This is a genomic window from Caballeronia sp. LZ001 (assembly GCF_031450875.1).
Taxonomy (GTDB): Bacteria; Pseudomonadota; Gammaproteobacteria; order Burkholderiales; family Burkholderiaceae; genus Caballeronia.
On sequence record NZ_JARTVX010000004.1, the window covers coordinates 86,300 to 112,658 of the forward strand.

At 60.1% G+C, this 26,359-nt stretch carries 30 protein-coding genes, 1 tRNA gene and 1 pseudogene; 15 read left to right on the forward strand and 17 right to left on the reverse strand.

What is annotated here, in order from left to right; translation table 11 throughout:
* Nucleotides 1-57: 57 nt before the first annotated feature.
* The 6 genes from P9292_RS10580 to P9292_RS10605 all read right to left on the reverse strand — a co-directional run bounded on the left by P9292_RS10580 (nucleotide 58) and on the right by P9292_RS10605 (nucleotide 5,675).
* A complete protein-coding gene (locus P9292_RS10580; protein ID WP_244828008.1) occupies nucleotides 58-1,041 on the reverse strand; it encodes a GlxA family transcriptional regulator in 984 nt (327 codons plus the stop codon).
* Between the two features lie 79 nt (nucleotides 1,042-1,120).
* Nucleotides 1,121-1,948, reverse strand: coding sequence for an ABC transporter ATP-binding protein (locus tag P9292_RS10585; protein WP_370652102.1), 828 nt, complete (start codon nucleotides 1,946-1,948; stop codon nucleotides 1,121-1,123).
* Nucleotides 1,949-1,969: 21 nt separating this feature from the next.
* Nucleotides 1,970-2,683: an ABC transporter permease gene (locus tag P9292_RS10590; protein ID WP_244827664.1), complete on the reverse strand. Its 714-nt coding sequence runs from the start codon at nucleotides 2,681-2,683 to the stop codon at nucleotides 1,970-1,972.
* 15 nt (nucleotides 2,684-2,698) lie between these two features.
* Entirely contained in the window at nucleotides 2,699-3,388 is a 690-nt protein-coding gene (locus tag P9292_RS10595; protein ID WP_244827663.1) for an ABC transporter permease, read from the reverse strand.
* Nucleotides 3,389-3,632: 244 nt separating this feature from the next.
* Nucleotides 3,633-4,031 carry a hypothetical protein gene (locus tag P9292_RS10600; protein WP_309958802.1) on the reverse strand — a complete coding sequence of 133 codons (399 nt, stop codon included), beginning with the start codon at nucleotides 4,029-4,031 and terminating at the stop codon, nucleotides 3,633-3,635.
* Nucleotides 4,032-4,091: 60 nt separating this feature from the next.
* The gene (locus tag P9292_RS10605) at nucleotides 4,092-5,675 is read right to left on the reverse strand and encodes an EAL domain-containing protein (RefSeq protein ID WP_244827661.1); all 1,584 of its coding nucleotides are present in this window, start codon (nucleotides 5,673-5,675) and stop codon (nucleotides 4,092-4,094) included.
* A gap of 286 nt (nucleotides 5,676-5,961) precedes the next feature.
* On the opposite strand from P9292_RS10605, the gene P9292_RS10610 reads away from it, so the two are divergent.
* From P9292_RS10610 to rpsU, 4 genes are all read left to right on the forward strand, one after another.
* Nucleotides 5,962-6,510, forward strand: a complete 549-nt coding sequence (locus tag P9292_RS10610) for a GNAT family N-acetyltransferase (protein WP_250464381.1) — start codon at nucleotides 5,962-5,964, stop codon at nucleotides 6,508-6,510.
* A gap of 7 nt (nucleotides 6,511-6,517) precedes the next feature.
* Nucleotides 6,518-7,111, forward strand: coding sequence for a YigZ family protein (locus P9292_RS10615; RefSeq protein ID WP_309958803.1), 594 nt, complete (start codon nucleotides 6,518-6,520; stop codon nucleotides 7,109-7,111).
* Between the two features lie 11 nt (nucleotides 7,112-7,122).
* Nucleotides 7,123-7,431 carry a 2Fe-2S iron-sulfur cluster binding domain-containing protein gene (locus tag P9292_RS10620; protein WP_250464686.1) on the forward strand — a complete coding sequence of 103 codons (309 nt, stop codon included), beginning with the start codon at nucleotides 7,123-7,125 and terminating at the stop codon, nucleotides 7,429-7,431.
* Nucleotides 7,432-7,604: 173 nt separating this feature from the next.
* A complete protein-coding gene (gene rpsU / locus P9292_RS10625; RefSeq protein ID WP_006999077.1) occupies nucleotides 7,605-7,817 on the forward strand; it encodes a 30S ribosomal protein S21 in 213 nt (70 codons plus the stop codon).
* A 382-nt stretch (nucleotides 7,818-8,199) separates the two neighbouring features.
* On the opposite strand, the gene P9292_RS10630 is transcribed toward rpsU, so the two are convergent.
* Nucleotides 8,200-8,276, reverse strand: a tRNA-Met gene (locus P9292_RS10630).
* A 55-nt stretch (nucleotides 8,277-8,331) separates the two neighbouring features.
* On the reverse strand, nucleotides 8,332-9,861 hold the full coding sequence (locus tag P9292_RS10635) for an oligopeptide:H+ symporter (protein ID WP_309958804.1): 1,530 nt from the start codon (nucleotides 9,859-9,861) through the stop codon (nucleotides 8,332-8,334).
* Between the two features lie 107 nt (nucleotides 9,862-9,968).
* Between P9292_RS10635 and P9292_RS10640 the strand changes: the two genes are divergently transcribed.
* Entirely contained in the window at nucleotides 9,969-10,235 is a 267-nt protein-coding gene (locus P9292_RS10640; protein WP_309958805.1) for a hypothetical protein, read from the forward strand.
* Between the two features lie 18 nt (nucleotides 10,236-10,253).
* Here P9292_RS10640 and P9292_RS10645 read toward each other — a convergent pair whose 3' ends face one another.
* Entirely contained in the window at nucleotides 10,254-11,423 is a 1,170-nt protein-coding gene (locus P9292_RS10645; protein WP_309958806.1) for a porin, read from the reverse strand.
* 224 nt (nucleotides 11,424-11,647) lie between these two features.
* Between P9292_RS10645 and P9292_RS10650 the strand changes: the two genes are divergently transcribed.
* A complete protein-coding gene (locus P9292_RS10650; protein WP_309958807.1) occupies nucleotides 11,648-12,403 on the forward strand; it encodes an SDR family oxidoreductase in 756 nt (251 codons plus the stop codon).
* Here P9292_RS10650 and P9292_RS10655 read toward each other — a convergent pair.
* Nucleotides 12,343-13,077 carry a ribonuclease HI family protein gene (locus P9292_RS10655; RefSeq protein WP_309958808.1) on the reverse strand — a complete coding sequence of 245 codons (735 nt, stop codon included), beginning with the start codon at nucleotides 13,075-13,077 and terminating at the stop codon, nucleotides 12,343-12,345. The two genes, P9292_RS10650 and P9292_RS10655, sit on opposite strands and share 61 nt — an antisense overlap.
* A gap of 173 nt (nucleotides 13,078-13,250) precedes the next feature.
* Here P9292_RS10655 and P9292_RS10660 point away from each other — a divergent pair, with 173 nt between their 5' ends.
* A complete protein-coding gene (locus P9292_RS10660; protein WP_309958809.1) occupies nucleotides 13,251-13,760 on the forward strand; it encodes a PRC-barrel domain-containing protein in 510 nt (169 codons plus the stop codon).
* Between the two features lie 26 nt (nucleotides 13,761-13,786).
* Here the strand turns inward: P9292_RS10660 and P9292_RS10665 are convergent, their stop codons facing one another.
* Entirely contained in the window at nucleotides 13,787-14,029 is a 243-nt protein-coding gene (locus P9292_RS10665) for a hypothetical protein (protein WP_250508871.1), read from the reverse strand.
* Between the two features lie 142 nt (nucleotides 14,030-14,171).
* On the opposite strand from P9292_RS10665, the gene P9292_RS10670 reads away from it, so the two are divergent.
* Entirely contained in the window at nucleotides 14,172-14,396 is a 225-nt protein-coding gene (locus tag P9292_RS10670) for a hypothetical protein (protein WP_309958810.1), read from the forward strand.
* Nucleotides 14,397-14,462: 66 nt separating this feature from the next.
* On the opposite strand, the gene P9292_RS10675 is transcribed toward P9292_RS10670, so the two are convergent.
* On the reverse strand, nucleotides 14,463-15,119 hold the full coding sequence (locus tag P9292_RS10675; RefSeq protein ID WP_309958811.1) for a DUF2968 domain-containing protein: 657 nt from the start codon (nucleotides 15,117-15,119) through the stop codon (nucleotides 14,463-14,465).
* Nucleotides 15,120-15,515: 396 nt separating this feature from the next.
* Nucleotides 15,516-16,097, reverse strand: a complete 582-nt coding sequence (locus P9292_RS10680) for a hypothetical protein (RefSeq protein WP_309958812.1) — start codon at nucleotides 16,095-16,097, stop codon at nucleotides 15,516-15,518.
* Nucleotides 16,098-16,319: 222 nt separating this feature from the next.
* Between P9292_RS10680 and P9292_RS10685 the strand changes: the two genes are divergently transcribed.
* From P9292_RS10685 to P9292_RS10695, 3 genes are all read left to right on the forward strand, one after another.
* Nucleotides 16,320-16,607, forward strand: a complete 288-nt coding sequence (locus tag P9292_RS10685) for a hypothetical protein (RefSeq protein WP_309958813.1) — start codon at nucleotides 16,320-16,322, stop codon at nucleotides 16,605-16,607.
* 249 nt (nucleotides 16,608-16,856) lie between these two features.
* Complete coding sequence (locus P9292_RS10690) at nucleotides 16,857-17,225, forward strand: hypothetical protein (protein ID WP_250508867.1); 369 nt, start codon at nucleotides 16,857-16,859, stop codon at nucleotides 17,223-17,225.
* A 141-nt stretch (nucleotides 17,226-17,366) separates the two neighbouring features.
* The gene (locus P9292_RS10695; RefSeq protein WP_309958814.1) at nucleotides 17,367-17,705 is read left to right on the forward strand and encodes a hypothetical protein; all 339 of its coding nucleotides are present in this window, start codon (nucleotides 17,367-17,369) and stop codon (nucleotides 17,703-17,705) included.
* 301 nt (nucleotides 17,706-18,006) lie between these two features.
* On the opposite strand, the gene P9292_RS10700 is transcribed toward P9292_RS10695, so the two are convergent.
* The gene (locus tag P9292_RS10700; RefSeq protein ID WP_244827639.1) at nucleotides 18,007-18,402 is read right to left on the reverse strand and encodes a DUF3597 domain-containing protein; all 396 of its coding nucleotides are present in this window, start codon (nucleotides 18,400-18,402) and stop codon (nucleotides 18,007-18,009) included.
* Between the two features lie 964 nt (nucleotides 18,403-19,366).
* Here P9292_RS10700 and P9292_RS10705 point away from each other — a divergent pair.
* The 3 genes from P9292_RS10705 (at nucleotide 19,367) to P9292_RS10715 (ending at nucleotide 22,168) form a co-directional block, all read left to right on the forward strand.
* Entirely contained in the window at nucleotides 19,367-19,732 is a 366-nt protein-coding gene (locus P9292_RS10705) for a hypothetical protein (protein ID WP_309842481.1), read from the forward strand.
* Nucleotides 19,733-20,210: 478 nt separating this feature from the next.
* Nucleotides 20,211-20,369: a hypothetical protein gene (locus P9292_RS10710; RefSeq protein ID WP_309842479.1), complete on the forward strand. Its 159-nt coding sequence runs from the start codon at nucleotides 20,211-20,213 to the stop codon at nucleotides 20,367-20,369.
* Between the two features lie 986 nt (nucleotides 20,370-21,355).
* A complete protein-coding gene (locus P9292_RS10715) occupies nucleotides 21,356-22,168 on the forward strand; it encodes a hypothetical protein (RefSeq protein ID WP_309842474.1) in 813 nt (270 codons plus the stop codon).
* Nucleotides 22,169-22,489: 321 nt separating this feature from the next.
* Here P9292_RS10715 and P9292_RS10720 read toward each other — a convergent pair whose 3' ends face one another.
* From P9292_RS10720 to P9292_RS10730, 3 genes and pseudogenes are all read right to left on the reverse strand, one after another.
* Nucleotides 22,490-23,605, reverse strand: coding sequence for an RHS repeat-associated core domain-containing protein (locus P9292_RS10720; RefSeq protein ID WP_309842471.1), 1,116 nt, complete (start codon nucleotides 23,603-23,605; stop codon nucleotides 22,490-22,492).
* Nucleotides 23,606-23,871: 266 nt separating this feature from the next.
* Complete coding sequence (locus P9292_RS10725; RefSeq protein WP_309958815.1) at nucleotides 23,872-24,444, reverse strand: lysis system i-spanin subunit Rz; 573 nt, start codon at nucleotides 24,442-24,444, stop codon at nucleotides 23,872-23,874.
* Nucleotides 24,441-24,521 (reverse strand): annotated as a pseudogene (locus P9292_RS10730) (lysozyme); the annotation flags it as partial. The gene P9292_RS10725 and the pseudogene P9292_RS10730, both read right to left, overlap by 4 nt.
* 265 nt (nucleotides 24,522-24,786) lie before the next feature.
* Here P9292_RS10730 and istA point away from each other — a divergent pair.
* Entirely contained in the window at nucleotides 24,787-26,343 is a 1,557-nt protein-coding gene (gene istA / locus P9292_RS10735) for an IS21 family transposase (protein ID WP_309936416.1), read from the forward strand.
* Nucleotides 26,344-26,359 lie beyond the last annotated feature (16 nt).

Below are 26,359 nucleotides of genomic sequence, written 5' to 3' on the forward strand. Positions count from 1 at the left end.
CATCGACCGGCGGACAGGCTCCGTTTCGGTCGATGGCGTGCGCCGCGAGGCACCTCGTCAATTGCGCTGGCCGCTGTCATCGGGCGGTTCAATGAGCGCGCCGCCGCGCGGTTCGTCGACCACGCCGCCGCGCTGCTTCTCGATCCAGTTGCGGCGCTCCTCGCGCGGCGTCACGCCGAAACGGTCGCGATAAGCATTCGAAAAATGCGCCGCTGAAGAAAAGCCGCATGCGAGACTGATTTGCACGACCGACTTGCTCGTGCGCTGCAATTGCGTGCGCGCCTTGGTGAGCCGCAGATTGAGGTAGTACTTCGATGGCATCGCGCCGAGGTATTGGCGGAACAGCCGTTCGAGCTGCCGCCGCGAAATGCCGATGAGGTTCGCGATTTCATCGGTGGCGAGCGGGTCTTCGATATTCGCTTCCATGAGCTGCAAGGCGTCGTTCAGACGCGGATGACGCTCGCCCGGCGCGGTCACGAACGGAATGCGCTGCCGCTCCGTGCCCGCGCGCAACACGCCGACGCCGAGCGAGTCGGCGATGCGTTCGGCAAGATCCTGGCCGTGATCGCGCGCGATCATCGCCAGCATGAAGTCGATGCTCGCTTGCCCGCCCGCGCAGGTCGCGCGATTCCGGTCGATCTCGAAGATCTGCTGCGAGACGATTGCGCGCTCGAACTGCTCGGTGAATTGCTGATACGTTTCCCAGTTCACCGCGACGCGATACTGCGCGAGTTGTCCCGCCATGGCGAGCCACCAGACACCGTGATGGATGCCGGAAACGAGCGGCGTGCGGGGCGCCACGCGCGCGAGGCTTGCCAGAAAGAGGCGGTAGTCGGCGAACTGCTGGTAGCGCTCCGAGATCACGATGAGCCAGTCGCACTGCACCGCGTCGTTGAAGGCGCAATCGGCGGGCATGTGCGCGCCGCCCGAGAGCGGCACCGGCCGGCCGTCCCACGAACAGATCCGCCATTCGTAAAGCCTGTGCCCGTCGATCTCGTTGGCGAGCAGAAGACTGTCGATGATCGGCGCGATGCCGCTCATGGATACCGGCGGCAGCGCCACGATCACGACCTGCAACGGCCCGGACGAGCCCGCGGAACCCGGCGGCGACAGCCCCACCTTACTTGAGACTGCCGGACAGGAATTGACGCAGGCGGTCGCTTTTCGGCGCGCTCAGCACATCGGCGGGTGCGCCCTCTTCCTCGGTGCGTCCCTGATGCAGAAACATCACGTGATTCGACACGTTGCGCGCGAAGCCCATCTCGTGCGTGACGACGATCATCGTGCGGCCTTCCTCCGCGAGCTTCTGCATGACCTTCAGCACTTCGCCGACGAGTTCGGGATCGAGCGCGGACGTAGGTTCGTCGAAGAGCATGACATCGGGATGCATGGCAAGCGCGCGCGCAATCGCCACGCGCTGCTGCATGCCGCCCGACAAATGCGACGGATACTGCTTCTCCACGCGCGGCGGCAAACCCACTTTCTCCAGATACGTACGCGCGCGGTCCTCGGCTTCCTTCTTCGACAATCCGAGTACGTGGATGGGCGCTTCCATCACGTTTTCGATGGCGGTCATGTGCGACCACAAATTGAAGTGCTGAAACACCATCGCGAGTTTGGTGCGGACGCGCTGCAACTGCTTGTGATCGGCGACATCGAGATTGCCGGCCTTGTCCGCCTTCGTGCGCACGGGCTCGCCGTCGACGACGATCTGCCCCGCGTTGGGCTTCTCCAGAAAGTTGATGCAGCGCAGGAACGTGCTCTTGCCCGAACCGCTCGCGCCGATGATGCTGATGACATCGCCCGCGCGCGCCGAGAGCGACACGCCCTTCAGCACTTCGTTGTCGCCGTAGCGCTTGTGAATGTCACTGGCGACGAGCTTGGTCGCGACGTCTTTGGCGGTAGGCTCCAACGCTTTCTCCTCGGATGATGGCTTGTCGTGATGCATGGCTTCGGATTTTACCGCTCGTCAACGGCTCGCCGGTCTCAAATAGCCGAGCCAGCGCCGCTCCGCGCGCCGGAACGCGGCCACGAGCGCGAACGAAATCGCGAGATACAACAGCGCCGCAATGCCGAACGATTCGAACGACTGGTACGTGGCGGAGTTGGCGTCTCGCGCGACCTTCAGGATATCGGGCACGGTGGCGGTGAACGCGACCGTCGTGGCATGCAGCATCAGGATCACCTCGTTGCTGTACAAAGGCAAGGCGCGGCGCAGCGCGGATGGCAGGATCACGCGGCGATACATCGTGAAGCCGCTCATGCCGTAGGCGCGCGCCGCTTCCACTTCGCCGTGCGGAATCGCGCGAATCGCGCCCGCGAAGATCTCGGTCGTGTAGGCGCAGGTATTGAGCGCGAAGGCGAGGATCGCGCAATTGAAGCCGCTTTTGAAGAACGCTTCGAGAAGCGACTGCGAGCGCACGAATTCGAGGCTGTACATGCCCGTGTAGAGCAGCAGCAACTGCACGTAGAGCGGCGTGCCGCGAAACACGTAGGTGTAGAGACGCACGGGCGTCGAGAGCCAGCGGCGCTTCGACACGCGCGCGCAGGCGAGCGGCACGGCGGCGCAAAAGCCCGTCGCGATCGATGCCGCCAGCAGCCACAACGTGACGACGAGACCCGACGCGCGCATGCCGTCGGAGTACAGGAACGGGCGCCAGTATTCGGCAAGGATCTGGATCATGGCAAGCGCGAGTGGTCAGAGTTCGGCGTGCCGCACGCCAATGGAATAGCGGCGTTCCAGCGCCATCAGCACCAGATTCGAAGCGCTCGTGATCGCGAGATAGATGAGCGCCGCGACTAGGATGAAGAAGAACATGTCGAAGGTGCTCTTGCCCGCATCCTGCGCCGCCTTGACGACATCCGCGAGCCCGATGATCGACACGAGCGCGGTCGCCTTCACCAGCACCTGCCAGTTGTTGCCGATGCCCGGTAACGCAAAGCGCATCATCTGCGGAAAAAGAATGCGGCCGAACACGCGCATGCCGCTCATGCCGTAGGCGCTACCCGCTTCGAGCTGGCCGCGCGGCACGGCGAGGAACGCGCCGCGAAAGGTCTCGGTGAAGTACGCGCCGTAGATGAACCCGAGCGTCAGCACGCCAGCCGTGAAGGGGTCCATGTCGAACTGGTCCCAGCCGAAGGCATCGGTGACGCGATTGATCGCGATCTGAATGCTGTAGAACAAGAGCAGCATGAGGACGAGATCGGGAACGGAGCGGATGAGTGTCGTGTAGGCGGTGGCGATAGCGCGCAGCGCGCCATGCCGCGACAACTTGGCCGTCGCGCCCGCAAGTCCGAGCAGCACCGCCACGAGAAGCGACAGCACCGCGAGCGCGAGCGTTTCCCTGGCGCCCGCCCAGAGGAGCGGACCGAAACCGTGTAAAGACAAGGAGCGCCTCCAATTCGTTCTTCGATTGGCGGCGATCCTCGCAAGCTAAAAATAATCGCTCAAAGCGCAAGCTGGCTTGTATTGCGATGCAGCATCCGTGTGTGAAGGCAGTCGAGACGCCGCTGCGTACGCGAGCGCGGATCGGAACCCGCGCACGCACGACGTTGAAAAATCGCGCTTTCAGGTCGCATTTTCGATAGACGCGTCGGCGTCCAGACGATGACCTATCGTGGCCGCGTCGCGTTCAATCCGCTGGCAGCGCGCGCACGAGTTGCGCGACCTGGCCGTTGGCCACCGCGATATCGGCGCTTTCCTGCAGCAGCGGCAGGAAACGTTCGGCGAAGGCGGCGTCGCGGGTTTCGGCGCGGAACATCGCGGCCACCGCTTTCGCGTGCTCGATGCGCGCCTCGGGCGTGGCTTCACGGTCGTCGAGGACCTCGTCGATGGCGGCGATCGCGGCCGACAAGGGCGAGAGCCATTTATAAGCCGAACCGTTGATCACGATCTGCAGGAACTCGCCGGGCGACACCGCGCCGAACTCGGCCTCGTGGCGCACGCGCATGTGCGCGAGCACGCTGCGATGAAGCGTGAGCAGCGGATGACGGACATCGCGAAGAAAAGCGCTTGCTGTCTGGTCGTTCATGGTCGTGGCTCCTTGAGGTCAGCCCACCAGATAAGGACGATACCGGCGATTCCAACCCGCTCAGTGGCCGCGCGTCCTGCTTGCGTAGCGGATGAACTCGGCAGCCGAGAGCGGCGGCGAGAAGAGCCAGCCTTGACCGAACTTCGCGCCCCGCGCTTGCAGATACGCCGCCTGTTCCTCGCGCTCGATGCCCTCGGCGATCACCTGCACATCGAGCGTCTCGGCCATGTCGACGATATGCGAGGCCACGCTGCTCGATGCCGCGTCCTGACCGATGGTATCGACGAACGATTTGTCGATCTTCAGGCCATCCACGCGAAAATTCTGCAAGTGCGACAGGCTCGAATAACCGGTGCCGAAGTCGTCGAGATAGACCGCGTGCCCCGCATCGCGGAACGCGCTGATGACTTCCTTCGCGGCGGCGGCATCGAGGAAACTGCGCTCGGTCGCTTCGATGCGAATCTGCTGCGGCCGCACGCCGACCCGCGCCACCGCCGGGCGCAGCACGTCGAGAAAACGGTGCGTCGTGAGATCCGGCACGGACAGATTCACGGACACGTAGTAATCGCGATAGCGCTTGAGAAACTCGCCGAGTTCGAAGAGCACGGTGTCGAGCACCTGATCGGTGATGGCCTGGATCAGCCCGCCATGCTCCGCGAGCGGAATGAAGTGATCCGGCCGCACGATCCGGTCATGATGCTTCCAGCGCACGAGTGCTTCCGCGCCGACGCAACGCCGCGTGGTGAGATCGACGATAGGCTGATACGCGACGATGAACTGATGCCGCCGCACCGCGTCGCTCAACTGACCGCGCGGCGAGAGCCTTCTCACGATGAACCATGCGGCCCAGGCCGCGCACGCGAGACCCGCGCCCATGCCGCCGAGCAGCCATCCCCACGGCAAGGTGGAGACACGCTGCCTGAAGGTCTGATGCGGCGCGCTCACGACCACCGCGAGCGGCAGCGACACGGACCGGCGCACGACCCACGACGCGCAATCGGGCCCGGGCGATGGCGTGCGATAAACGGCGAGGATGGCGGCGGTATCGGTGGCGGGCGTGCGCGCGATCACGCGGCTCGCTTCGGTGTTGATGACCGCGAGACTCGCGGGCGCGCTCGCGTTGTCGCGACCATCGAGATAAAGCGAAGGATCGGCGGCGACGTAGAAACCGTCGCGGCCCATGACGAGCGACTCCTTGCCGCCCGGCAAACGCGAGAGCGCATACCAGGCGCTCACACCGTCGCGCGAACGCCAGTCCGGAGCCGGCAGTGTGAGCCCTTCGAGCGTGCCCGCCGACACCGCGCCCAGAAGCGACGAGCATTGCCAGCGGCCGTCGTGATCGTAGGCGCCCGCATCGCGCACTTGGGTATGTGTCAGCGCAATGCGCCTGAGTTCGTGGAGATAGATCGTCGAGCATGGCGTGGCGCTCACCTTGCCGATTTCGCCGAGCGCGCCCGACAGACGGCGCGTTACGTCTTCCGCCCGAAACAGCGCGGCGGCGGCGGCGGTGTTCAGCAATTCGACTCGCTCCTGCCGGCGGCTGCGCTCCGCCAATAAAAAGCCGATGCCCGCCGGTGCGAGCGCCGCAGTCACCACGATGACGATCAGAAGCGCCGCCAGCGCCCCACGTTGGAATTTGTTCATTGCATGTTATGGTCCGCGGCGCGTTGGGTGATACTGGTCTTACGCCGCACGCGCTTTGAGCGCGTTTTTCGTTCGGATGCTCGACTCGGCGGGGCGCGCGCAGGGCAGCGCCGTCCGCCGTCCCGGACAGACGACTAAGTGTAGGGGGCAGCGCCCGCCCGGTTCAACGCTTTCTTTAACCTATAAGTCGCCGGCTTGGTGGGTTGGCGCACGGCCCGCAGGCCCTTTTTTTTGCCTCGGCCGGTCGTGCGAGAATCCGCCTATCACTTTTGCTCCAGAAACGACGATGAACGCACAGAGCGCCACCGCGCCGATCATTCGCGACGCCGCATCCGGCGATTTCGACGCCATCGCGCGCATCTATGCGCATTACGTCGACCATGCGCTCGCCACCTTCGAGGAAGTCCCGCCATCGCCCGATGAAATGCGTTCGCGTCAGGCGGCCATCGTGGCTGCGGGCTTGCCTTATCTCGTCGCCGAGATCGATGGCGAAGTGGCCGGATATGCCTATGCGTCGGCGTATCGGGCGCGCTCGGCGTATCGGCATACGATCGAAGACTCCATCTATATCGCCGAGGGCTTTCATGGCCGCGGTCTTGGCTACACGCTTCTCAGCGCGCTGATCGACCGATGCGAGGCCGGGCCCTGGCGTCAGATGGTCGCGGTCATTGGCAACAGCGGCAACGCGGCGTCGATTGCGCTGCATACGCGGCTCGGCTTCGGACATGTGGGCGTGCTGCGCGATGTCGGCTTCAAGCATGGCCGATGGGTCGATTCCGTGCTGATGCAACGTGCGCTCGATGCGTCGGCGCCGGTCATCGACGGGAAGAGTTGAGCACGCCTTGCCGACCTACACACTCGCCTCCGCCGTCAGCGCTGAAATCGATATCCGCAAAAGCCGCTTCATCGCGCTCGCGATTCCCGTCGCCGACCGCGACGCGGCCATGCGCGAACTCGAACGGCTGCGCGCGGAGCACCCATCGGCGACGCATGTCTGCTGGGCGCTCTTGGCGGGCGGCCAGTCGGGCATGTCCGACGACGGCGAGCCATCCGGCACGGCAGGCCGCCCGATTCTCGAAGTGCTGCGCCATCACGAAGTCGATGGCGTGCTCGCCGCCGTCGTACGTTATTACGGCGGCATCAAGCTCGGCGCGGGCGGGCTCGTGCGCGCCTACACCGATGCCATCGCCAGCGCCATGCAACTGGCCGAGCGTGTGGAGCGCATCGAGCAAGGAGTCGTCGAGATCGACATCGATTACGCCGATGAAGCGCGCGTGCGACGCTGGATCGAACAGAACGCCGCCGAACTCGTGGAAAGCGCCTACGGCATGCGCGTGCGGCTCGTCGTCAAGATGGCGGCTGTTGCACGCGAACCCGCTGCCGCCGAATTGCGCGACCTCACCCATGGCCGCGCGAATGTCGAGGTGCGCACTTGAGCGCGTTCGTAATGCGCGTCGAGCCGGCCGGGTTCGTCGTCCCGGTCGATGAAAACGTCTCGCTGCTCGAAGCCGCGCAAAAGGCACGCGTGGCGCTGCCGAGTTCCTGCCGTAACGGCACGTGCCGCGCGTGCATGTGCCGCCTGATCGAAGGCGACGTGCGGTATCGAATAGAGTGGCCAGGGCTCACGGCGGAAGAAAAAGCCGAACGCTGGGTTCTGCCGTGCGTGGCGCTTGCGACGTCGGATGTGGTGATCGAGCAGCCCGAAGCGCGTGAGATGGTGCCTTCGCCGCGCCCTTCACGCTCGCGCGGATTCTGACTCCGCGAACCCGGGTATTCCGGGATTGTCGTCTCGATTCAACGACCTACGATGAACATCCCGAGTCACCGCCAAGCATGTCCGAGTGGAAAGAGGATGCAGGCCGGCTCTCAAAAAGTGTACAATTGTGCTTTGCCCTAAATTCTGGCAGGGCCAGATCAACCGAGAATTCAATGACAAAAGTACTGCTGAAAGAGAATGAGCCTTTCGACGTCGCCATGCGCCGTTTTCGCCGTACCGTCGAGCGCACGGGCCTGATTCAAGAACTCAAGTCGCGCATGGCGTATGAAAAGCCGACCACCGAGCGCAAGCGCAAGAAAGCTGCTGCTGTCGCTCGCCTGCGCAAGCAGATCCGTCGCGCGCAATTGCCGAAGAAATTCTATTGATCGACGCGGGGCTCGAGCCCTCGCCTGCATCAAAGCTGTTCGGAGTCGTTTGAGTTGTCTGGTACAGCGGCCCGATAGCCGGTCATAGCCTTAGTCTGATTAGTCGCGGTTTCGCTTTTGAGTGGCCGTCTGGTCATCGGTGCGAAAGCTCGCGGGTGGTACGCGCACTCGACGTGCGTACTTCGGACAACGGCTGGCAAGAATGCACAAAGCCTGCATGAGTGAATGCTCATGCAGGCTTTTCGTGCTTGTCGGGGAAGAATTTTTCGACGCGGCCTTGTGTTTTGGTTTTTACTTGCAACCAGGATATCGGCGCGCAAAGGCCAAACAAACGCACAAAAGCAAAGAGCCCGGCTTTAACCGGGCTCTTTGCTTTGAAACTTGGTTGCGGGGGTAGGATTTGAACCTACGACCTTCGGGTTATGAGCCCGACGAGCTGCCAGACTGCTCCACCCCGCGTCTGAAGAATTGAATTATAGGCGCAACTTGCTCGCTACGTCAAACGGAGTTTTCATCAAGTCGATGAAACACGCAGAAGTGTTTCGCTGGCGTGCGTTTCTTCGCCAGACTGCAACGCTCGATGGTGCTCCCGCGAAAGTTTATTGAGCAATGGCAGCAAGATGAATGCGATGGCCGCGCCGGCCGTCGCAAGCCATCCCAGTCCGAAGAACAGATGCGTATAAAGCGGCAACGACTGCACCGCATCGAGACTGCCGCTCGGCACGCGTGCCAAATTGGCAACCACGCTGCCAAGATACTGCGACACGCCCGTCGCCACGAAATACGCGCCCATCATGAAGCCGCTCATGCGCGCCGGCACGTAACGCGCGATCATCGCGAGACCAAGGCCCGACACCAGCAACTCGCCGAGCGAGTAGAGTCCGTACCCCGCCACCATGAACCACGACGACACGCGCCCTTCCACCGCGTAGCGCCCGCTCAATCCGAAGACGAAAAAGCCGATCGCCACGACGACAAAGCCAAGGGCGTACTTCGCCGCAACGGAAATGTCGCGGCCGCTACGCCCGAGGCGTGTATAAGCCAGCGCGAGCATTGGACTCAGCAGCATGATCCAGATCGGATTGAGCGCCTGAAACTGCGCCGCGCTCCAACTGAAGAGATGCTGGCCTGCAATGGAGAACGAAGGATCGACATTGCGCAGGGCGAACAGCGTGAGCGACGTCGACATCTGCTGATAGAACACGAAGAACAGGATGACCTGAAACACGAGGATCAGCGCGGCGACGAGTCCCGCGCGCTCGCTACGATCGCACACGCTCAGCATGTAGCCGAAGATCGCGAGAATCGCGACGCCCGCGCCATACACGCACGTCACGGCCACGGCCTTGTGCTGCAGGATGAACACTGTTGCCAGCGCTAACATCACGCCGCCGCCGATCACCGCGAACAAGCGCCTCCAGTTCAAAGGCGCTTCGTCGGGCGCCGAGCCGATATGCGCGAGCGTGCGTCGCATCAGCGCAAAATTCAGAAGTCCGAGCAGCATGCCGCCGCAGCACACCGCAAAGGCCGCGTGCCAGCCCCAGTGATCTTTGATCCACGGCGTGGCGAGCATCGAAAAGGTCGAGCCGATATTCACCGCCATGTAGTAAATGGTGAACGCACTGTCGATACGTGCGATATCGCCTTCGTAAATTCGTCGCACGAGATTCGCCGCATTCGACTTGAAAAGCCCATTACCGACGACGATCACGCCAAGCGACGCATACATGAACCCGAGCGCGTCGTATGGCAGCGCCAGCATGAAATAACCGAGCGCAAGCACGATTGCGCCAAGCGTCATCGTGCGCCGCGCGCCGAGCACTTTATCGCCAATCCAGCCGCCTATGGACGGCGCGGAGAAAACCAGCGCGGTAAATGCGCCCCATGTGAGATTGGCGTGCTCGTCGGCGAAACCGATCTTGTCAATCATGAACAGTACGAGCAACGCAGCCATGCCGTAATAACCAAAACGCTCCCACATCTCGATCAGAAAAACCGTGGTGAACGAGCGCGTCTCAGACGTGCCGTGCGGGCGAGTAATCATCGATAAATCCTTGCACAACGATGGGCGAATCAGCGGCGCGAGAAACGTCGCTTCAAAGGGTGATCAGGAAAAAGTCAAATAACTGTAAGGCGTGTTCGAGCGGGAAAATGGGTGATTATCGCAAATCCGCGGTGTGGATCATGGGGGAAATTGAGAAACAGGCTATTGCGCAAGTTGCCGCAGCGGATGCCGACAAAACTCCGACGCACCGGTATTGCAAGGCAGACCAACGAGATTCTCTTGCCAATCTCGCGCTGCACGACAACCGCTGCAATTTTAATTGCGCATATCGCCACGAATCTTTGGGGAAACAGACTTTGCGATGCCAAAAGAGCATCGCAATTACGAGCGTAATAATCGTTCGAATTACGTGAAAATGTGCAGCACCACATTTAAAAACGATGCCGAATTCCCGTCGTGAACATCAACTGATTTCGGCCGCTCGACGGATCATTGCCATAAACCACCGCTGGCGCCTGCGACGATGATCTCTGGTAAATCGATTCGAGATAAACATCGGTGCGTTTCGACAGCAGATAATCCACCTGCAGCGCGCCCTCATGCCAGTGCGCGCCGCCGCCGCTGGTATAGACATACATGCCCGCTATCGCGATGGACTGCGTGAGCTTGTAAATGCCGTTGATCTCGTAGTTGTTTAGCCCGAGCGATGGCATGACGTTGCCGGTGTCGGCATCGGTCACGCCAGAATTGACAGTGCGTGAAAACGCGCCGCCCAGCGTGACCGCACCGAGTTCATAGCTTGCGCCCACGCCAAACGTATTTTGCTGCTGAACGTTCGCCGAGTAGACCGTGCTGGCCGCGCCGGGAAGCGCCAATGCGTCGTACGCGCCGCTCGTGGTGTCGCCGCGTCCGTTGTTATGCAGATAGGCAGCGCCCGCGCTGAACGACCCGAGCGAATAGTTCGCGCCGATGCTGTACGCGCGATTCTCCGCAAACTGGCCGGCGGCATTAGAGAACGCGTACAACCCGCCGAAGCTCAGGCCGCCATAGGAAGCGCTCGTGTACTTCACGGAATTTGCGGCAAGGTACGAATTGTTGGCGTTGTCGTTATCGAGCAAATGGGCGAACGCGGCGCCGCCAGTGCCACCTGTCAACGTGAATGGCGCGAGGTAATCGTGGATGGAATCGTATTGATGCCCGAACGTCACCGTGCCGAGCGCGTCGGTGCCGAGTCCGACGTACATCGGATGATCGTTCAAGCCCTCTCCCGATACCGACGAGAACCCGCGCTCCAGCCGGAAGATGGCGCGCGCGCCGCCGCCGAGGTCCTCCGAGCCTTGCAGCCCCCAATAGCTGCCATCGATCGTGCCGCTCGTCAGCCGATACTGCGACTTCCCGCCCACGTTGCTGACATAAGCCACGCCGGTGTCGATTTCGCCATAAAGTTGCACCGAACTTTGCGCCCAGGCCGCCGACGGCGTCCCGACGACTGCGATGATGGTTGCCACCGCCGCCTGGACGCCGAACAGCGCGCTGGATGGCGTGAGGCCAGCATCGACGGCCGAAGAAGTATCGCGGCAGTTTCGCGGACGGATTGGCATAAAGAGCTCCGATAGTTCGTTTTGGTTCTGAGAGCGATTGTCGATTCTGCAATCGAGGTTGTCAGGTCGAAAAGCGTCAGCAAAGCCCTCTGTGACCTTGAACCAACGAACGCGCTTTTTTCTGCTTTATTGAGGTTGCGGATTTCGCCCTCTTCAGCATAGTCAGCGACCCGTGTTGCTTGCCGCTAGAATCGAGGCGCTCACGGACAACCGGATCACGCCCCATGTCGAAAAACACCATCGCAATCGTGACGGGCCACACGCGCGGCCTTGGCGCGGCGCTCGCCGAAACGCTGCTCGCGCGAGACATTCGGCTTCTCGCCCTCTCGCGCAACACAAACGCCGCGCTCGCCGCGCGCTATTCCGGCAAGCTCGAAGAGGTGGAATTGGATTTGACCGACTTGGATGCCCTCGGCCGCTGGCTGGAAGGCGACGCATTGCGCACGTTCATCGGCGACGCGGACCAGGCGCTCCTCGTCAACAATGCGGGCATGCTGGCACCGATCGGCGCGCTCGCGGATCAGAACGCCGCGACCATCGCGCGCGCGGTCAGCGTCAACGTTGCCGCTCCGCTGATGTTCGCCGCGGCCTTCGCCGCACAGGCTGCGCACGTTACGGACAAACGCATCGCGCATATTTCGAGCGGCGCGGCGCGCAACGCCTATCCCGGTTGGAGCGTGTACTGCGCGACCAAGGCCGCGCTCGATCACCACGCGCGCGCGGTCGCACTGGATTCGGAGCAAGCCGGGGATCGCACGCTGCGCATTTGCAGCGTCGCGCCGGGTGTCGTCGATACGGACATGCAGGCTGAAATCCGATCGACCGGACTCGAACGCTTTCCGCTGCGGGAACGTTTCGATGCCCTCAAGCGCGACGGTCAGCTCGCGACGCCGCGACAATCGTCCGAGAAGCTGATCGCCTACTTGTTGAGCGATGCGTTCGGCAGCGCGGCCATAGCGGACGTGCGCGAGCTCGGCTGAGCGTCGTGCGTGTCCATTTGAATCGACGCTCCGTCGAGCGCCCGACGCGACAGCACGTCCGCGCTCGTATTCCGTTCGCGCGGAATCCACGTGAGGCGGACCGCGCCGATCCGGGCGATGAGCGCCCGCGCCTCGCGTGCGAAATGAGTCAGGGAGCGAATGCCCGCGCCTTCGCTGGCGTGCATATCGTCGATCACGACGCGGCTGTCGCCGTAAATCGCGATCTCCGTCGCGCCTTCGCGCAAGGCGGCTTCCAATAGCGCGATGAGCGCGCGATATTCGGCAACGCTGCTGTCGCCGCGTCCCGCTTCCGCGCTGATTTCGACGACTTCGCCTTGCGGGCTCTGCAATACCGCGCCAATGCCGACGCGCCCCGGATTCGGCAGCGCGGAGCCGTCGAACCAGCCGCGCCAGGCGGGCGCATCGGTGACCACGGGTTTTCGGTTCGCGCGGCTCGCACGCTCGGCCTCGCGCGTTCGTACGGCATCGGCAAACTTCCGCTGCGTTGCACGTCGGGTCGCGATCAAATCGGCGAGGCTTTGCGAACCGGCGACTTTCGTCATCGTCCTGATGAGCGCTTCGTGCTCGGACAACGAAGCGCCTTTGGACAGCCGGCGGCTCCGTTCACGTTCCTTCTTATAGGCAACCGCAAGCAGTTCCTCGACATCGATCATGAACTAAGGAGGCATCGGGGAAAAAGAAGCCCGAGCTTAGCAGACGCCATCAGCGCGCATTCAAACAGGCATCGATGGGAACGAACGTTGCTGCTTAGTTGAAGAAAAAGAGCGGCTCATGCACCTTTGAAAACCGACACCGCGCAACGTTTTTCACGCGTAAGGAGCGAATCATGAACCAACCGATGGAACCCGCCTCAGGCGGCGCGACGATCATAGGCAAAGGCGCCGCGACCGCCGCCGGACCTGGCCCGGACGTGATGGCCGCCAGTACGCTCGATGGAAATTCGGTATTGTCGAGCGACGGTCACGACGTCGGCTCGCTGAAGGAAATCATGCTGGATGTGAGCAGCGGACGTATTGCGTATGCGGTGCTGTCGAGCGGGGGCTTTCTTGGCATCGGCAACAAGCTGCTGGCCATTCCCTGGAGCGCGCTGACGCTGGATACCGACAATCGCTGCTTTCGGCTAACCGCGACTGCCGAGGAAGTGCGCAGCTCGCCCGGTTTCGACAAGGATGCGTGGCCTTCCATGGCCGACCGCGTCTGGGCGACCACGGTGCATCAGCACTACGGACGAGAGCCTTATTGGACAAATGAGACGCGGCCGGACGATGTGAGTCCGATGGGCGCGATCCCGCCATCCGGCGTCGACGCGCCCGAGGCGGGCGGCGTCAAGCTCTGACGGGCGGACGGATTTCGGCGAGCCGCCTAGTCGCGGCGGCGCTCGCCGACGTGGACGTCGACGCCTTCGGTCTCGCCCATCAGCGCCTTCAGGACGTCGCCGGCGAAGTCTTCGATAGCGAAGTGCCATTCGAGCGAGCCCACGGGGAAGTCGTTGGGATTGCATTTGCCTTGTGCACGCCGGATGGCTCCGACCGACAGGCTCAACGCACGAGCGTGTTCGAAGTGTGGATCGCTCGAATCCAGAAACGGTATCTGATCTTTATCCATGACACTCTGTCGGCCCCGGCCGCGGCGGTTGCATGAAATCGATAACGGCTGACGCCGGCAATACTTTAGGATCACGCGCGCTGTCGGACTCGCATTACACGGCCACACGGCCGCGCCAGATCCAGCATGCGGGAAACTACTCATGCAGCCTTATGAAAATCTTTCGGGCAAATCGGGCATTGCGGCTTTCGAAATCCTGCACGACGGCATAAAAATACGCTTCGTCAACGGCGGGACCTATTTATACGACTATTGCACGCCGGGGCGTACGACAGTCGAGGAGATGAAACGGCTAGCTAACACTGGACGCGGGCTAAGCACCTACATTTCGCGATACGGCGGCGAGTATGCCGAAAAAATTAGCTAGCCGCCAAAACCGCCATTTTAGCTTATTGCCGCCAGCACTCTTTTTTTTGCCCCACTATGGAACAACTCAACGACGCGACGGAAGGTACGGGACAACTTCGTTGCAGGTCGTTTCGAGTTGATGAAGCTGACGTTGAAGCTTGCTGAGCTGCACCTGTGCCGAGACTCGCCGGCCTTCTAGTTGGGCAAGCTCGCGACGTATTTCCTGCTGCCTGGCTGCGACTTGCTGATCCTGACTATTGCCACGCTGCAGATCGACCCGCACACGCTCGACTTGCGCTTCGGATTCTGCAATCAACCGTGTGTACTGTTCGTTCTGTGCTTCCAGGTATGCGCGCCGCATTTCGGCTTCGGCGAGTCGCATGGCTTGCTCGACGAAGTGACGGAACGCGGCTTCAGCGGCATCGGCATCTTCTGCTTTCAGGACTCGCCAGACAGCGTCGTCGTGGAAAAGTACCGAATAGTACGTCAGGTCACGCGGGTAAAACAGGAGAGTGGTCGAAAACGCAAAACTTTGAAAAGCGCGAAACGTCGATAACGATGATTGCTGAATCAGCCATTCGACTTCAGCTATTTGAGCAGCCTGCAACGCTTGTGAATTGACTTGCTGCGCCGATGCGCCTATCGGCCGAAGAGGCGTGACGCGCGTTGCTTGCGCAGCGGGTGTGGCGACGGTAGGCGGCTCGGCACCAGTGTCATCGTCAAGCGGCTGAGGGGCGTGCATTCGAAAGGAATCAGGCGCTTTTGGCCGTAAGAGAAACGATGGCGCATTATCGAGTAAGGTGCCTCTTCTGCTGAGCAGACTCTTCACATTGACTCCCCGGCTGCGCCTCGTTCCGATCGCCAGATGTCACGCGATCCGTATTCGAAGTTCGCGACTTAAATTGCTTCGCGATGAATTGCGAGCTTGAAGATTGAAACGCCACTAATATGTATCGCTCAATGACGCTTTAATCTTCAATACGATTGAACTGCGGAAAACTTAGTATAGCCTAGGCGTCGTTAGATTCAATCGACGCCTTGAAAAGGCCGAGGCTTCTCATGTATCTCGTAGGAGTGACTCGCGACGTTTCCGTGAATGCAATTCCGTGAAACGCCGTGACTCTTCCGGCAACGCTAATCACATATGGCGGTAGATTGCCTGCGTTCCACTCATGCGCAACTTGGCTAATTGCGCCGACCGTGCCTTGGACATTAAAGCAACCATGCGCATGATTCGAATGCCCTGTACGCCGCATGTAATGCCGGGCGTCTTGGCGACGCTGGCCTCAAGCGTGGACATGTGGAGATACAGATGTTCGATAGGCGCAACGCCATGTACCCGCGAGGGCGGCGCAGCGTGCGTGGACGCGGACAGACGACTGACGTTTTCGACGACGACCGGCGTATTCACCCGCGGTTCGGGAAGCGGCTCGGGCGCCGGTATATCGGCACGGATGGTGCCTTCATTTCGGCCGACGAAAAACTGATAAACCGCTTCCAGACCATCGGCAGGCGTTTGCTCGACACGTCGCGCAGTCGCGGCGCACACATGCAAGCGCCAATTTTCACGCTCACTTATTTTCGAGATGAGATCGGCAATGCGCAAGCGCAATTCGCTATCGCGGCGCGCAATCATGGTCTGAAGCATTCGCGCTTCTTCGCTCGATGGATCGGGCATGCGTGCGCTCCATGCCATTAATTCGTTCAGGGAAATCGACATGGAAAACTCCGTAACATTCTGTTGATTGAAACGGATTTCGATCCGTTCCAGATCTTCTGGACCACGAATTGTAACGAACCAACAGCGGCTTTTGCCCGTCCATAAATCCTAGTCTTTGCGAATGATTTAAGACAAGAAAGCCGCCGTTTCGACGCGGCACGCGCGATGCTTACGAAGTCGGCACACGGCGCACCTCTCGCGCCGGACTTCTAGGAGACAAACATGAAATCCACCGCATTGGTTGCCGGCGCTTTCATTGCCTTAGTCAGCACCGCCACGCTGGCGCAGGAGATGTCGCGCGATCAGTTGAATCAGCGTCCTTCCCAAATGCAGCAGGTACAACCGGGCGTCTCGCCGGGCAAGAACATGAACGACTCGGCCCAGGGCGGCGTGCCGTCGGGCACAGCGGGAAGCGGCACGCTCATGCAACAGCGCGAGAAGGGCATGGCGCCCGACGCGACGCAGGCGCCCGCAAAGGGCGCGAATTCTACTGGGACGATGAAGCAGTAGTCGTGCGTGACATAGAACCGCGCGCCGTGCATTCGTGCGGCGCGCTGACACGCGCGTTTCCGGACAAAGCGTCCATTACTGTTGGCGGCTTGGGCGCGACACTCGCGAACGGTTTGGCGTGATCGCCATCGGACCTCCTAAACGTTAATTATCGTCTCCATCACAACGATTAAGAATTGTCCGAAGGTTTTTTGCAGCGTGAGTCGCTTAAATGCATACCTCCTACAGACCATAAAGAGGCTCACAATAATGAAGGACCTGCAAGTTTCCGTCGACTCCAACGGCCGCGTCACCACTTCCCACTCCATGGCTATCGGCGAGCATTGCGCCAATCGTGCGCGCCTGCTGTCATCGCTCGTCAATATCGTCGCAGCGCCGGGCGGCTTCGAACACTTTTGCTCGTATCCGGAAACCATGCGTCGCGACATCCTGAGCCTGCTCCACTCCGTCGCAGAAGAACAGATGCCGTTGATCGCCGCGCTCGAAGAGCACACGGCTCGCGCGTCCTTTGAAAAGGGCGTTCAGACGGCGCGTGAATTCATGGCGCAGGAACAGGCGGCAAACGCCGCATTGCATTTCGACGCAGAGCAGGCTGCGCAAGCAATGATCGCTCACTAAGCGACTTAACCACGAGCAAAAGCACGCGGTATCGAGTCGAGCGACTCACAGCCCCGCACGCGCGGGGCTTCTCACTGCAACGATTTCAACCGTTACGCGCCCATGTCCACGTACCAGGCAGCGTCATGGTGCATCCGCCAATTGGAAAACAATCACGAAATCATGCGAACACTTAGCGCTCTTATTGTTTCATTCGGATTCCTGGCGTTGACCTGTGCATCGTCGGCCTTCGCGACCTACAGCGAAGAATGGGTTAGCAGTACGGCGGGCGCGCGACAAAGCACGCCGCAACATGCGGCGAAGACGGTGTCACCAAAACGAAAAGTGGCGGATACATCAAAGCACGTCGATACCGCAAACCAGTCCGATCCCATCGCCGCGTTCGCGCGACCGGACTCATCAGCCAGGAAACGCGAGGAAAAAGCGGCCGCGTCGCGCGATCCGATCGAGGCTTTCGCGACTGCGCCGCGGCAACGGTAAGCACGGAGCGTACGTTTCTTCGGCAATTTGACGATGAAACGTTTGCAGAAACACGATTAATCCGATATCGACACCGAAGCAGGATCGACTATTCTTTTGGATGTCGTAAGAGATGGATACACGGTTGGCCCCGCCCTGCCATGTGCGCGATTCAATCGAGCATTATTAGAGGCCTGGCCTTGCCGTCGTAGCCATCGTTCTTACGGCGCCTCCTTTTCCCCGTGTCTGTCCTAAAAGAAAGCCCGCTATCGGAAATGACTCCGATAGCGGGCTTGTTCTGCTGACTGTCTTCTGCTTGCGTTTAAGCAAGCATATCCGACGGCAGCTTGCCGCCATTGGCAGCCAATGCCTGCATCAGTTGCTTGTGCAACCAGATGTTCATCGTCGCCGAGTCGTTGGTGTCGCCGCTGTACTTCAGCTCGGCGGCCAACTGCTTGCGATGGTCGAGGCTGCTGTCTACTTGCAGAAGCTTCATCAGATCGACGATCGATACGCGCCAGTTGAGCGTCTGGCCGCTTTCGCGCGCCAAGCTGTCCATGACGGCGGCCACGTCGATGTCTGACAGTGCGGCAGGAGCCGGCGCCGCGTCGGCTTGTGCGACATCAGCCGGGACCGGTTGCGCTTCGACTGCGGGCGCTTGCTCGGCGGGCTTTGCCTTGTGGAAAATTTTGTTGACGATGTCACCGAAGATGCTCATGTTTCAATTCCTTGAGTTGATAGGGAGTTGCAGCGCGTGAACCTTAGCGCGGAGTACCGTCGAAGGTTAGTCTTTCCAGCATCGAGTGATGCGAATTTGACTAAATTTTTCAAGGACGTACGCTTAGGAGTGCGGCTTTTCCCCGCGGATGAGTATTCGGTTGGATCGCGCGTGAGAAATGGCGATCGCTTGCGTTGCGTGAAGTGCATCGCTTGGGGAAACGTCTGGAACGCGGACGTTGTCGTGATGAGAATCGCCTAAGAGCAAGGCGAAAATTACGGCTGGAAAAGAAAAAAGCCCTTGAACAATCAAGGGCTTGAAATCCTGGCGGAGAGAGGGTCAGCACGCGAGCACCGTGCGACAATGCTTTGCGGGCGATCCGGGGGTTCTACCCACATCCCTACCCCCAGCCAATGCGGCATCGTCATGGAACAATATGGGTCTGACCGAGACAGCCGGATCATCCTTAACTGCGCCTTAAAATTCACCATTCGTTAGCATCAAAAATTCCTAACGGCACCTTTCTTGCCGTTGAAAAGTTTACCTTCATAGGAATGTCATAGCCGAATACACTCCGTTTGCTCGTTCACTTTGCACGAGTCCGGCCGGGATCATTCCTCATGGTGAGGTTCATCCTCGGCCAATCACTGCGGAGATGAGTATGAAACGAAAGGTTGGGGTGCTGCTGGCTAGCGTTGCCAGCGCGGTTTTGTGTGTATCGGTTGTAGCGTTGGCAAGCGTATCCGATGTTTCTGTTAAAACTGAAGGCCGGTTCCAAAGAGTCAGTGAACAAGAACCTCAAGTAGGTGGAACGAAAGTCCCCACCTACCGATGCCAAGAATGCAACGCGCCACACGGTGGTTGCTACTACCCGTTGTGCCCTGATTGCCATAGCAAGCAGTGTCCGCCGAAACCCTTCGTGCCGCCGACACCGATCAATCCGAAATAAGGAAATGACTCTCTAATGGACGATGCACAGATCCCCGAGGGCGTTGGCCCGCATAGCGAAATCGAGTATCGACTCATGTGTGAAGGCAAGAAAAAACTGGCTATGTTCTCGGATTTGATACCGGACGAGTTTATTGACAACCCGTCCAATCTTGACATGGACGTCATTAGCGACACGAGGGGAATGTGCACCATCTTCTACATGCGCGGGCATAACGCCGACGCAGAACGGCTGATGGCGCTCAACCTCAGTACGCGTGGTAGAGGCTACATACCGGAGGTTGAGCGAGAGATAGGCCGATTGCTCGGTTACGAGGAGTGGGAAATCAACGCGTTTCTTGCCCACGTCGGAGCGGCGAAACTTCAGGAATCGCCGCGGTAGATGTCAGACTGCGGCGACGCCGCGGCTGTGCGATCGGTCATGCGCCGGACATTAGAAACGAAAAGCCACCCTCGACGAGCGGCTTTCGGCGGGGATAACCAAATAGCGCCGACGGCGCGCCGCGATGAACCCGTATGCAGAGTTCGTCGAGGTCGAGAAGTTGGAGCTGATGACGAGATAGACCGTCGTCGTCGACGACAACGAAAGCCGCGTCATTCCGACCGGAGCGATGAGTACCAGCCGGCGGTCGGCGATGTGCCGAACCGGCGGATGTGCGGCGACTGTGACTGCGTGGTCAACGAACACGACGACGAGTACGAGCAGCCCGACTGGATCGAACCGGCGCCCGTCGAGGTGCAGGCGCAGGATTGATCATGAGGAATGGAAGTGTTTCGCTCGGCCAGATAGCAGCCCGCGCAAGCCACATCAACATCGCCTGCTCTCGTTGCGATCGAAAGGGGCGATACCGATCAGTAGATTGGTCGCCGAATATGGCAAGGACTTCCCGGTGACCGAACTCGGCGCCAAGCTGGCCGCCTGTCCAAGGCGCACTGCCGCTGCGCAGCACGAGCGATGCGATGTCTCCTTCCCGGGTCTGCGACTGCTCATGTCCGGTGACGCCGCCGCCGAACCGTGATTCATTCTTGCTTGGCCGCGCGCCGGGCATTTCTTATCCAGCGACGAGGGTTCCGAGAATTCGAACACGGACACCTATAGGTTGGATCGAACTTTTTGCAAGAACAAGATATTGTGGAAATGGCCCACGCAGTGGGTTAAAGTCTGACCGCGGAAACGAAAAGGCCACGTCCCGGCAAGGAAGTGGCCTTAGTTGAATCTGCAAGCGGCCTCATCATCTTTTCCGAGATCAGCGAGGCCTTTCTGCAACGTACAGGTCGTGATATTGGCCGCTCAATGGAGCGATGTCAAGGCGCGCCCAGAGGAATCGTCTAAATGAAAAACTTTAGCATCCGGGGTTGAACTGCTCGGCAGAACCATTGCCGCCGATTACGAACACCTCCATGCACGCATGCGCGCAGCCGGGTTCGGCACTGTAATTGTCAGCTCGGACGGCAGCAAGGCACATCTTCCACCTGCTGAGTACGTCCATTCAACAACAGAGGCGCTCGCGACCACAAAGACGGTCCGCAATAAGGCAAGTGCTGCAGCGTCGACTCAGCTCCGCGCTGGCCTATCTCATAGGGTGTTCGTGGTTCAGATGGCAGATTGGGCTTCAATGAACCTTCAGCCTGCATAAGTCATCTGCTTGGCGACGCAGCCCGGCCGCGCGCCGGGCCTTTTCATTTCCCGCCGAACTTCCACCCGCAATGTTCGACACCCATCTTCAGGTTCGCGGTCACCTGGCGAGAAAGGGTCTCGACGTCAGCATCATTTCTGCGGGCGACCAGCAACCGCGCCTGTTTCGCGATGCATGAAAGAAGGTATTTGAGATCGCACATTAGACACAAACTGAACATCATAGTTCTGATTGCCCACCATACTCAAAGCTCCTATGCTAGTGAGGCTGCATTTGCGGAAGCGCGTAATGTGCAAGAGGTTGCTTGTTCGTAGCCAGCTAAGCTGGGGTGTATCAATGTATAGCGCCAGCTATTGGGGAAATTTCAAATGCTTATAGGCGAGCGATTGACGGTGGGCGGAGGCTGGAACAGTCTTGCAGCATTTATCGGCGGCATGCTCGTAGTGACATTTGGCATTTTATTGTCTGCGCGCCGTTATTCCGCGGCACGCGCTGCCGACGAGGATGAGAGTGCGGTCGCCGATACGATCGCCAGTGCGATTGCTACCTTGAGCGCACTTCTTTTGGCCTTTGTGGTCGTCGTCGTCTGGGAGAAATACAATGCAATCCGTGACACAGTAGCAAACGAGACGGGAGCGATCCACAATTTAATGCGCGAGACGCAAAGACTCCCGGAGCCGCGACGCAGCCAGATCCTTGGACTGCTCCAGTCGTACACCGAACAAGTACGGGATAACGATTGGCCAATATTGGCAAGCACGGGAAAAAAGCCGATCGACCAAGTGCCCTTAGCCGACGCAACTCTCGACAGGCTTTGGCGAGCTGTGATCGTAACTGATGAACCGCAGGATCATACCTTGAATGACGCAATTGTCGCAGAGCTCAAAGAGCTTAACGTCAACCGAACTCATCGCTTCGCTCTCGCTCGCGATGGCGTAACAGGGCCACTGTGGTTGCTGTTGATCTTGTCGAGCGTCGCCACCGTTGCGCTCACGATTTTCCGTTATCGTCAACTATCGAGGAAGCACATGCCGATTTTCCTTTTTTACGCGGCGTTTCTTGGCGCGATGTTATGGCTTGTTGCTGACAGCGACGATCCATTTGGCGGTACGCAGCGCATTCGCGCCGACCCTTTCGAATATGCTACACGAATGATACAGGCGCAGCGGAAACCGAAGTGACGTGCTCGTTATGCGATTCTAATTCGGACTATATCCGACTTCATGCGACAAGCGGGGCCGTCCGCCCTGCCGCCTCTCCATAAAGGTCGGTATGGAGTGCTCTATGAGCTTGCCCCGAACGTGCCAGGCATGCGCTTCGGTTCGCGGCTCGCAGTACTGAGATCGGTTACGAAAAATAGCGAATACCTCAGCATGGACGAATTTGGAACACAACTGTCGCTAGTCGAGGTTTATTGACGAAGATCAAGAATTTTTGTCGTCCGGGCAATCTTGTTTGATCGTTGAAAGGCTACTTTCCTCTTCATCAGCGAAATAGGAGAGTCAGATCTCAGGTGCATTCAGTGGTGGCGAGGGGCTACGCGGCTCGAACCAGTGAGGACTATAACTGACACCAGGTTGTTCCTTAACAATTTCGAACTGTGTCGAGCGGGCGTTGAAAAATGCTAGTCGATGCCCATCCGATGGAGGCACGCCAGGCCGACCTTGCCGAAACGCGGTCAAGAAATTCGATGGCTGGAATCTTTGGGGAATCCAAACCTGACCTTCATAGGCCTTAACAGGCTTCCGCATAGCGTTCGCAAAGCCTTGAGCAAAGGAGTTGATATCGCCGTCTGCGGTAAAACATGCGATCAAACGAATGGTTTTGTACGCCGGAACGTCGACATGAGAAAGCATGATGACGTTGCGCAAATGGCTTGGTTCTGTCACGAACCTTCGCGAGTTGAGCGCGAGCGCTAGCCTACCATTTTCCATCCGGGAAGAATGGGCTACGATGTTGAGGCGCCGGCCGAATTTGTAATCATCGGCGAACATGTACATTGTGTTCGTCGGCACCGTCAATAGGCGGATGTCCCCGCCCATGGCGACAGGGCGCGTCATGGCAATCGCAGTACGCGATGCCATGCTTGCCCTGACAGCGCCTAAAACGGCAGATGTGACGCCTACCCCGCCAGACGCCAACGAAAGCCACCCCAACTCGGCCGACGCCTTCGGCTCGCTATCCTCAACAGCGCCGCTCGCAATTGCCGCAAGGTCACCGATCACGCCCACCGCTCCAACCGCCAGTCCCACGGCGGAAGCGCTTTCGATTGCGGCTATGACACCGCCTGCAGCGGCGATGGAAGTGCCTGCGGTGAATGCCGCGAGCCCGAGCCCCACTACCCCCAAACCGATACCCATCCAGGCCTGCCAACTGAGATGCCCGGAGGGATCCAGCCTGTTAATGGGGTCGCCCGCGCAATATGCGTAGGGATTAATGCCGCCCGCTCCAAACGGGCTCAAGCTATCAGGGCATCGGAAGCGCATTAATGCGGGACTGTACGCTCTGTATCCGTTACCCAGGTGGTAGGCGTTGCTAAATGCATCGTGCCGCTCCCCGCCGAATGCCGGAAGTTTTCTGTCTGCATTCCGTGTGCTGCCTGATGCCGTTTGATCCATATGAAATCTCGAATGTCTGCGCCTCGTCTGACGTGACAACAACGTCGTGTAGGTCGTTCAAAACCAAAGCCGTGTTGTCATTTTCCGTGACGTTCAATTTTGTGCGCGAACGGTGTCGTCGAGCAAGCGTCCCTCCGGAACGACCGAACACCACATTCGCCAATACAACCTGAATTGGTTGGTTATTCGCTAGAACCTGACCCGTCGTTCAGCGCCCCGGCGGATCGACGCATTATTGATGGAGGAATACCGAGTATCCCGCCTCGCTAATCAAATTCTTTGGCCACGTTACTAGACGGCTCGACTCCGGTGATCAGACCTCGCCGTTGCAGCATGAGCACGTAGTGCTGCAAGTAAGTTGCCTTCATTCGGGCGTTGCCATCAGCATCGTCAACTATTGCAAAAAGATCTCTTCCAATCTCTGGTGATAGCTCGGCGTAGCGACTGGCTCCATCGCCCATGCCGCCGGCGGTGGTGCCTGTAAGTGGGGCAATGCCACCGCTGGTTGTTTTGGCGATTGCGACGCGCAACCGACGAGTGCCGTCAGCAATAGCGGCGCGATTTTTGGCGTTGTCAGCTTCATGGGAAATCCTCTCACGGTGGAACTGTTCGTCGAGCGCTGCGATACGGGCGGCTGCCGTGTTGTGAGCCGCGATTGCAGCGCGTGCTGCCTTCGCCGCACCCTCCGAGAGGGTCGCAAGCTTTCGTACGTTCGCCTCGTTGTCGCGCGCGTGAGCAGCCTGCTCCTTGGCAAGTTGGCTGCTATCGAAGATGTGAAGCGCAGCACCGCCGATTGCAATGCCAGCCACGCATACGATGAGGTACGGTGCGTACTTCACAAGTTTCGCTCGCAAAGCGAACGCTCTTCGGCGCGACGCTTCACGAGGCCGGGAAGCACCCGCCCTCGCGAGCTCACCTGCGTATTCCGGCGAACGTGATCACGCATTTCGGCGGATGGTGATCACGGATTCCGAATGATCGTGATCACCCGTTCCGGTTGATCGTGATCGCTGATCAGAGCTTTCCGAAACGCGTGATCACGATGCCGGAATGAGCGATCACGGGACCGAAACGGGTGATCACGTAACCGGAACGTAATCCGGTTTTAAGTCTGGCGGTGGCGTTGCGCATGTATTCACCGGCGGCGTTAGCCTGCTCCCTTTTTTGCGGGAGAAGCGCTGATGCCGACACCTCGGATGAACATGCGCAAATTGAAGGAAGTCCTGCGACTGAAGTGGGCGTGTGGCCTGACGCATCGGCAGATCAGCCGGGCCATCGGCATCAGCGTCGGGGCCGTGTCGAAGTTCGCAGCCCAGGCCAGCCAAGCGGGACTCGACTGGGCCGCAGCCGAAGCGCTGTCCGACGATGAACTGAACGCGCGCCTGAGGCCTGAGGGAACCGATGTCACGGCGACGGCGTCGCGACGCATCGAGCCGGACTACACGGCATTGCATCGCGAGCTGCGCCGCAAGGGCGTGACGCTGCAACTGCTGTGGGAAGAATATGCTGAAGCGAACCCCGGCCAGCGGACCTACCGCTACACGCAGTTCTGCCAGAAGTACAAGGACTGGGCGAAGTCGATCAAACGCTCAATGCGCCAGCAGCACCGCGCCGGCGAGAAGCTGTTCGCCGACTTCGCGGGCCCCACCGTGCCAATCCTCGCGCGCGCCGGCGGCGTCGAGTTCGAGGCGCACGTGTTCGTTGCCGTGCTCGGCGCATCGAACTACACGTTCGCGTGCGCGACGCGCACCGAGACGATGGCGGACTGGATCGGCAGCCTGTGCGATGCGCTGGAGTTCATCGGCGGCGTGCCCGAGCTGCTCGTGCCCGACAACCCGAAGGCGCTGATCGCGCGGCCCGACCGTTATGAGCCCGGACTCGGCACGACCACGCAGGACTTCGTGAACCACTACGGCACGGCGATGCTGCCGGCGCGTCCGCGCAAACCGCAGGACAAGGCCAAGGTCGAAGTCGGCGTGCAGATCGTCGAGCGCTGGGTGCTGGCCCGGCTGCGCCACTATCGCTTCTACAGTCTGGCCGAACTCAACAAGGCCATTGCAGAACTGATCGCCGACCTGAACCAGCGCCCGTTCAAGCGGCTCGAAGGCAACCGTCGTGAATGGTTCGAACGGCTGGACCAGCCCATACTGCGCCCGTTGCCCGTGCGCCGCTACGAGATCGCCACCTTCCAGAAGTGCCGGGTGAACATCGATTACCACGTCGATGTCGGCGGCCACTATTACAGCGTCCCGCACAGCCTCGCACGGCAGGAAGTCTGGGCACGCGTCACACGCCACGGCGTCGAGATCCTGCATGGCGGCAAGCGCGTCGCTGCGCACGCACGCTCGCGCCTCAAAGGCCAACACACGACCATCGCCGAACACCTGCCGGCCGCGCATCGCGCGCACATGGAATGGACTCCGGGCCGCTTGCTCAACTGGGGCGCATCCGTCGGCCCCGGCGCCGAGGCTGTTGTGCGGCATCTGCTGACCAACAAACCCCATCCCGAGATGGGCTATCGCGCCTGTCTCGGTCTGCTCTCGCTCGCGCGCAAGTACGGCAAACACCGCCTCGAAGCCGCTTGCCAGCGCGCATTGAAGATCGGCTCGCCCACGCGCCGCTCCGTGCTGTCGATCCTGGAAGCGGGGCTTGACCTGCAGCCCTCGCTCCCGATCACGCTCACCGAATGGCGCTCGCCCGAGCACGAGAACGTGCGCGGTCCCGACTACTATCACTGACCCAAAGGAGTTCACG

What these genes read in the sequence shown, in the direction of transcription:
- P9292_RS10610 (WP_250464381.1), top strand. Translation starts at nt 5,962, where the DNA reads ATGAACGCACAGAGCGCCACCGCGCCGATCATTCGCGACGCCGCATCC.
- P9292_RS10700 (WP_244827639.1), bottom strand. Translation starts at nt 18,402, where the DNA reads ATGAGCATCTTCGGTGACATCGTCAACAAAATTTTCCACAAGGCAAAG.
- P9292_RS10665 (WP_250508871.1), bottom strand. Translation starts at nt 14,029, where the DNA reads ATGGATAAAGATCAGATACCGTTTCTGGATTCGAGCGATCCACACTTC.
- P9292_RS10635 (WP_309958804.1), bottom strand. Translation starts at nt 9,861, where the DNA reads ATGATTACTCGCCCGCACGGCACGTCTGAGACGCGCTCGTTCACCACG.
- P9292_RS10720 (WP_309842471.1), bottom strand. Translation starts at nt 23,605, where the DNA reads ATGGATCAAACGGCATCAGGCAGCACACGGAATGCAGACAGAAAACTT.
- P9292_RS10670 (WP_309958810.1), top strand. Translation starts at nt 14,172, where the DNA reads ATGCAGCCTTATGAAAATCTTTCGGGCAAATCGGGCATTGCGGCTTTC.
- P9292_RS10685 (WP_309958813.1), top strand. Translation starts at nt 16,320, where the DNA reads ATGAAATCCACCGCATTGGTTGCCGGCGCTTTCATTGCCTTAGTCAGC.
- P9292_RS10705 (WP_309842481.1), top strand. Translation starts at nt 19,367, where the DNA reads ATGGACGATGCACAGATCCCCGAGGGCGTTGGCCCGCATAGCGAAATC.
- P9292_RS10715 (WP_309842474.1), top strand. Translation starts at nt 21,356, where the DNA reads ATGCTTATAGGCGAGCGATTGACGGTGGGCGGAGGCTGGAACAGTCTT.
- P9292_RS10675 (WP_309958811.1), bottom strand. Translation starts at nt 15,119, where the DNA reads ATGCACGCCCCTCAGCCGCTTGACGATGACACTGGTGCCGAGCCGCCT.
- P9292_RS10620 (WP_250464686.1), top strand. Translation starts at nt 7,123, where the DNA reads ATGCGCGTCGAGCCGGCCGGGTTCGTCGTCCCGGTCGATGAAAACGTC.
- P9292_RS10655 (WP_309958808.1), bottom strand. Translation starts at nt 13,077, where the DNA reads ATGATCGATGTCGAGGAACTGCTTGCGGTTGCCTATAAGAAGGAACGT.
- P9292_RS10660 (WP_309958809.1), top strand. Translation starts at nt 13,251, where the DNA reads ATGAACCAACCGATGGAACCCGCCTCAGGCGGCGCGACGATCATAGGC.
- P9292_RS10605 (WP_244827661.1), bottom strand. Translation starts at nt 5,675, where the DNA reads ATGAACAAATTCCAACGTGGGGCGCTGGCGGCGCTTCTGATCGTCATC.
- P9292_RS10640 (WP_309958805.1), top strand. Translation starts at nt 9,969, where the DNA reads ATGGGTGATTATCGCAAATCCGCGGTGTGGATCATGGGGGAAATTGAG.
- P9292_RS10590 (WP_244827664.1), bottom strand. Translation starts at nt 2,683, where the DNA reads ATGATCCAGATCCTTGCCGAATACTGGCGCCCGTTCCTGTACTCCGAC.
- istA (WP_309936416.1), top strand. Translation starts at nt 24,787, where the DNA reads ATGCCGACACCTCGGATGAACATGCGCAAATTGAAGGAAGTCCTGCGA.
- P9292_RS10585 (WP_370652102.1), bottom strand. Translation starts at nt 1,948, where the DNA reads ATGCATCACGACAAGCCATCATCCGAGGAGAAAGCGTTGGAGCCTACC.
- P9292_RS10680 (WP_309958812.1), bottom strand. Translation starts at nt 16,097, where the DNA reads ATGTCGATTTCCCTGAACGAATTAATGGCATGGAGCGCACGCATGCCC.
- P9292_RS10645 (WP_309958806.1), bottom strand. Translation starts at nt 11,423, where the DNA reads ATGCCAATCCGTCCGCGAAACTGCCGCGATACTTCTTCGGCCGTCGAT.
- P9292_RS10600 (WP_309958802.1), bottom strand. Translation starts at nt 4,031, where the DNA reads ATGAACGACCAGACAGCAAGCGCTTTTCTTCGCGATGTCCGTCATCCG.
- P9292_RS10690 (WP_250508867.1), top strand. Translation starts at nt 16,857, where the DNA reads ATGAAGGACCTGCAAGTTTCCGTCGACTCCAACGGCCGCGTCACCACT.
- P9292_RS10650 (WP_309958807.1), top strand. Translation starts at nt 11,648, where the DNA reads ATGTCGAAAAACACCATCGCAATCGTGACGGGCCACACGCGCGGCCTT.
- rpsU (WP_006999077.1), top strand. Translation starts at nt 7,605, where the DNA reads ATGACAAAAGTACTGCTGAAAGAGAATGAGCCTTTCGACGTCGCCATG.
- P9292_RS10580 (WP_244828008.1), bottom strand. Translation starts at nt 1,041, where the DNA reads ATGAGCGGCATCGCGCCGATCATCGACAGTCTTCTGCTCGCCAACGAG.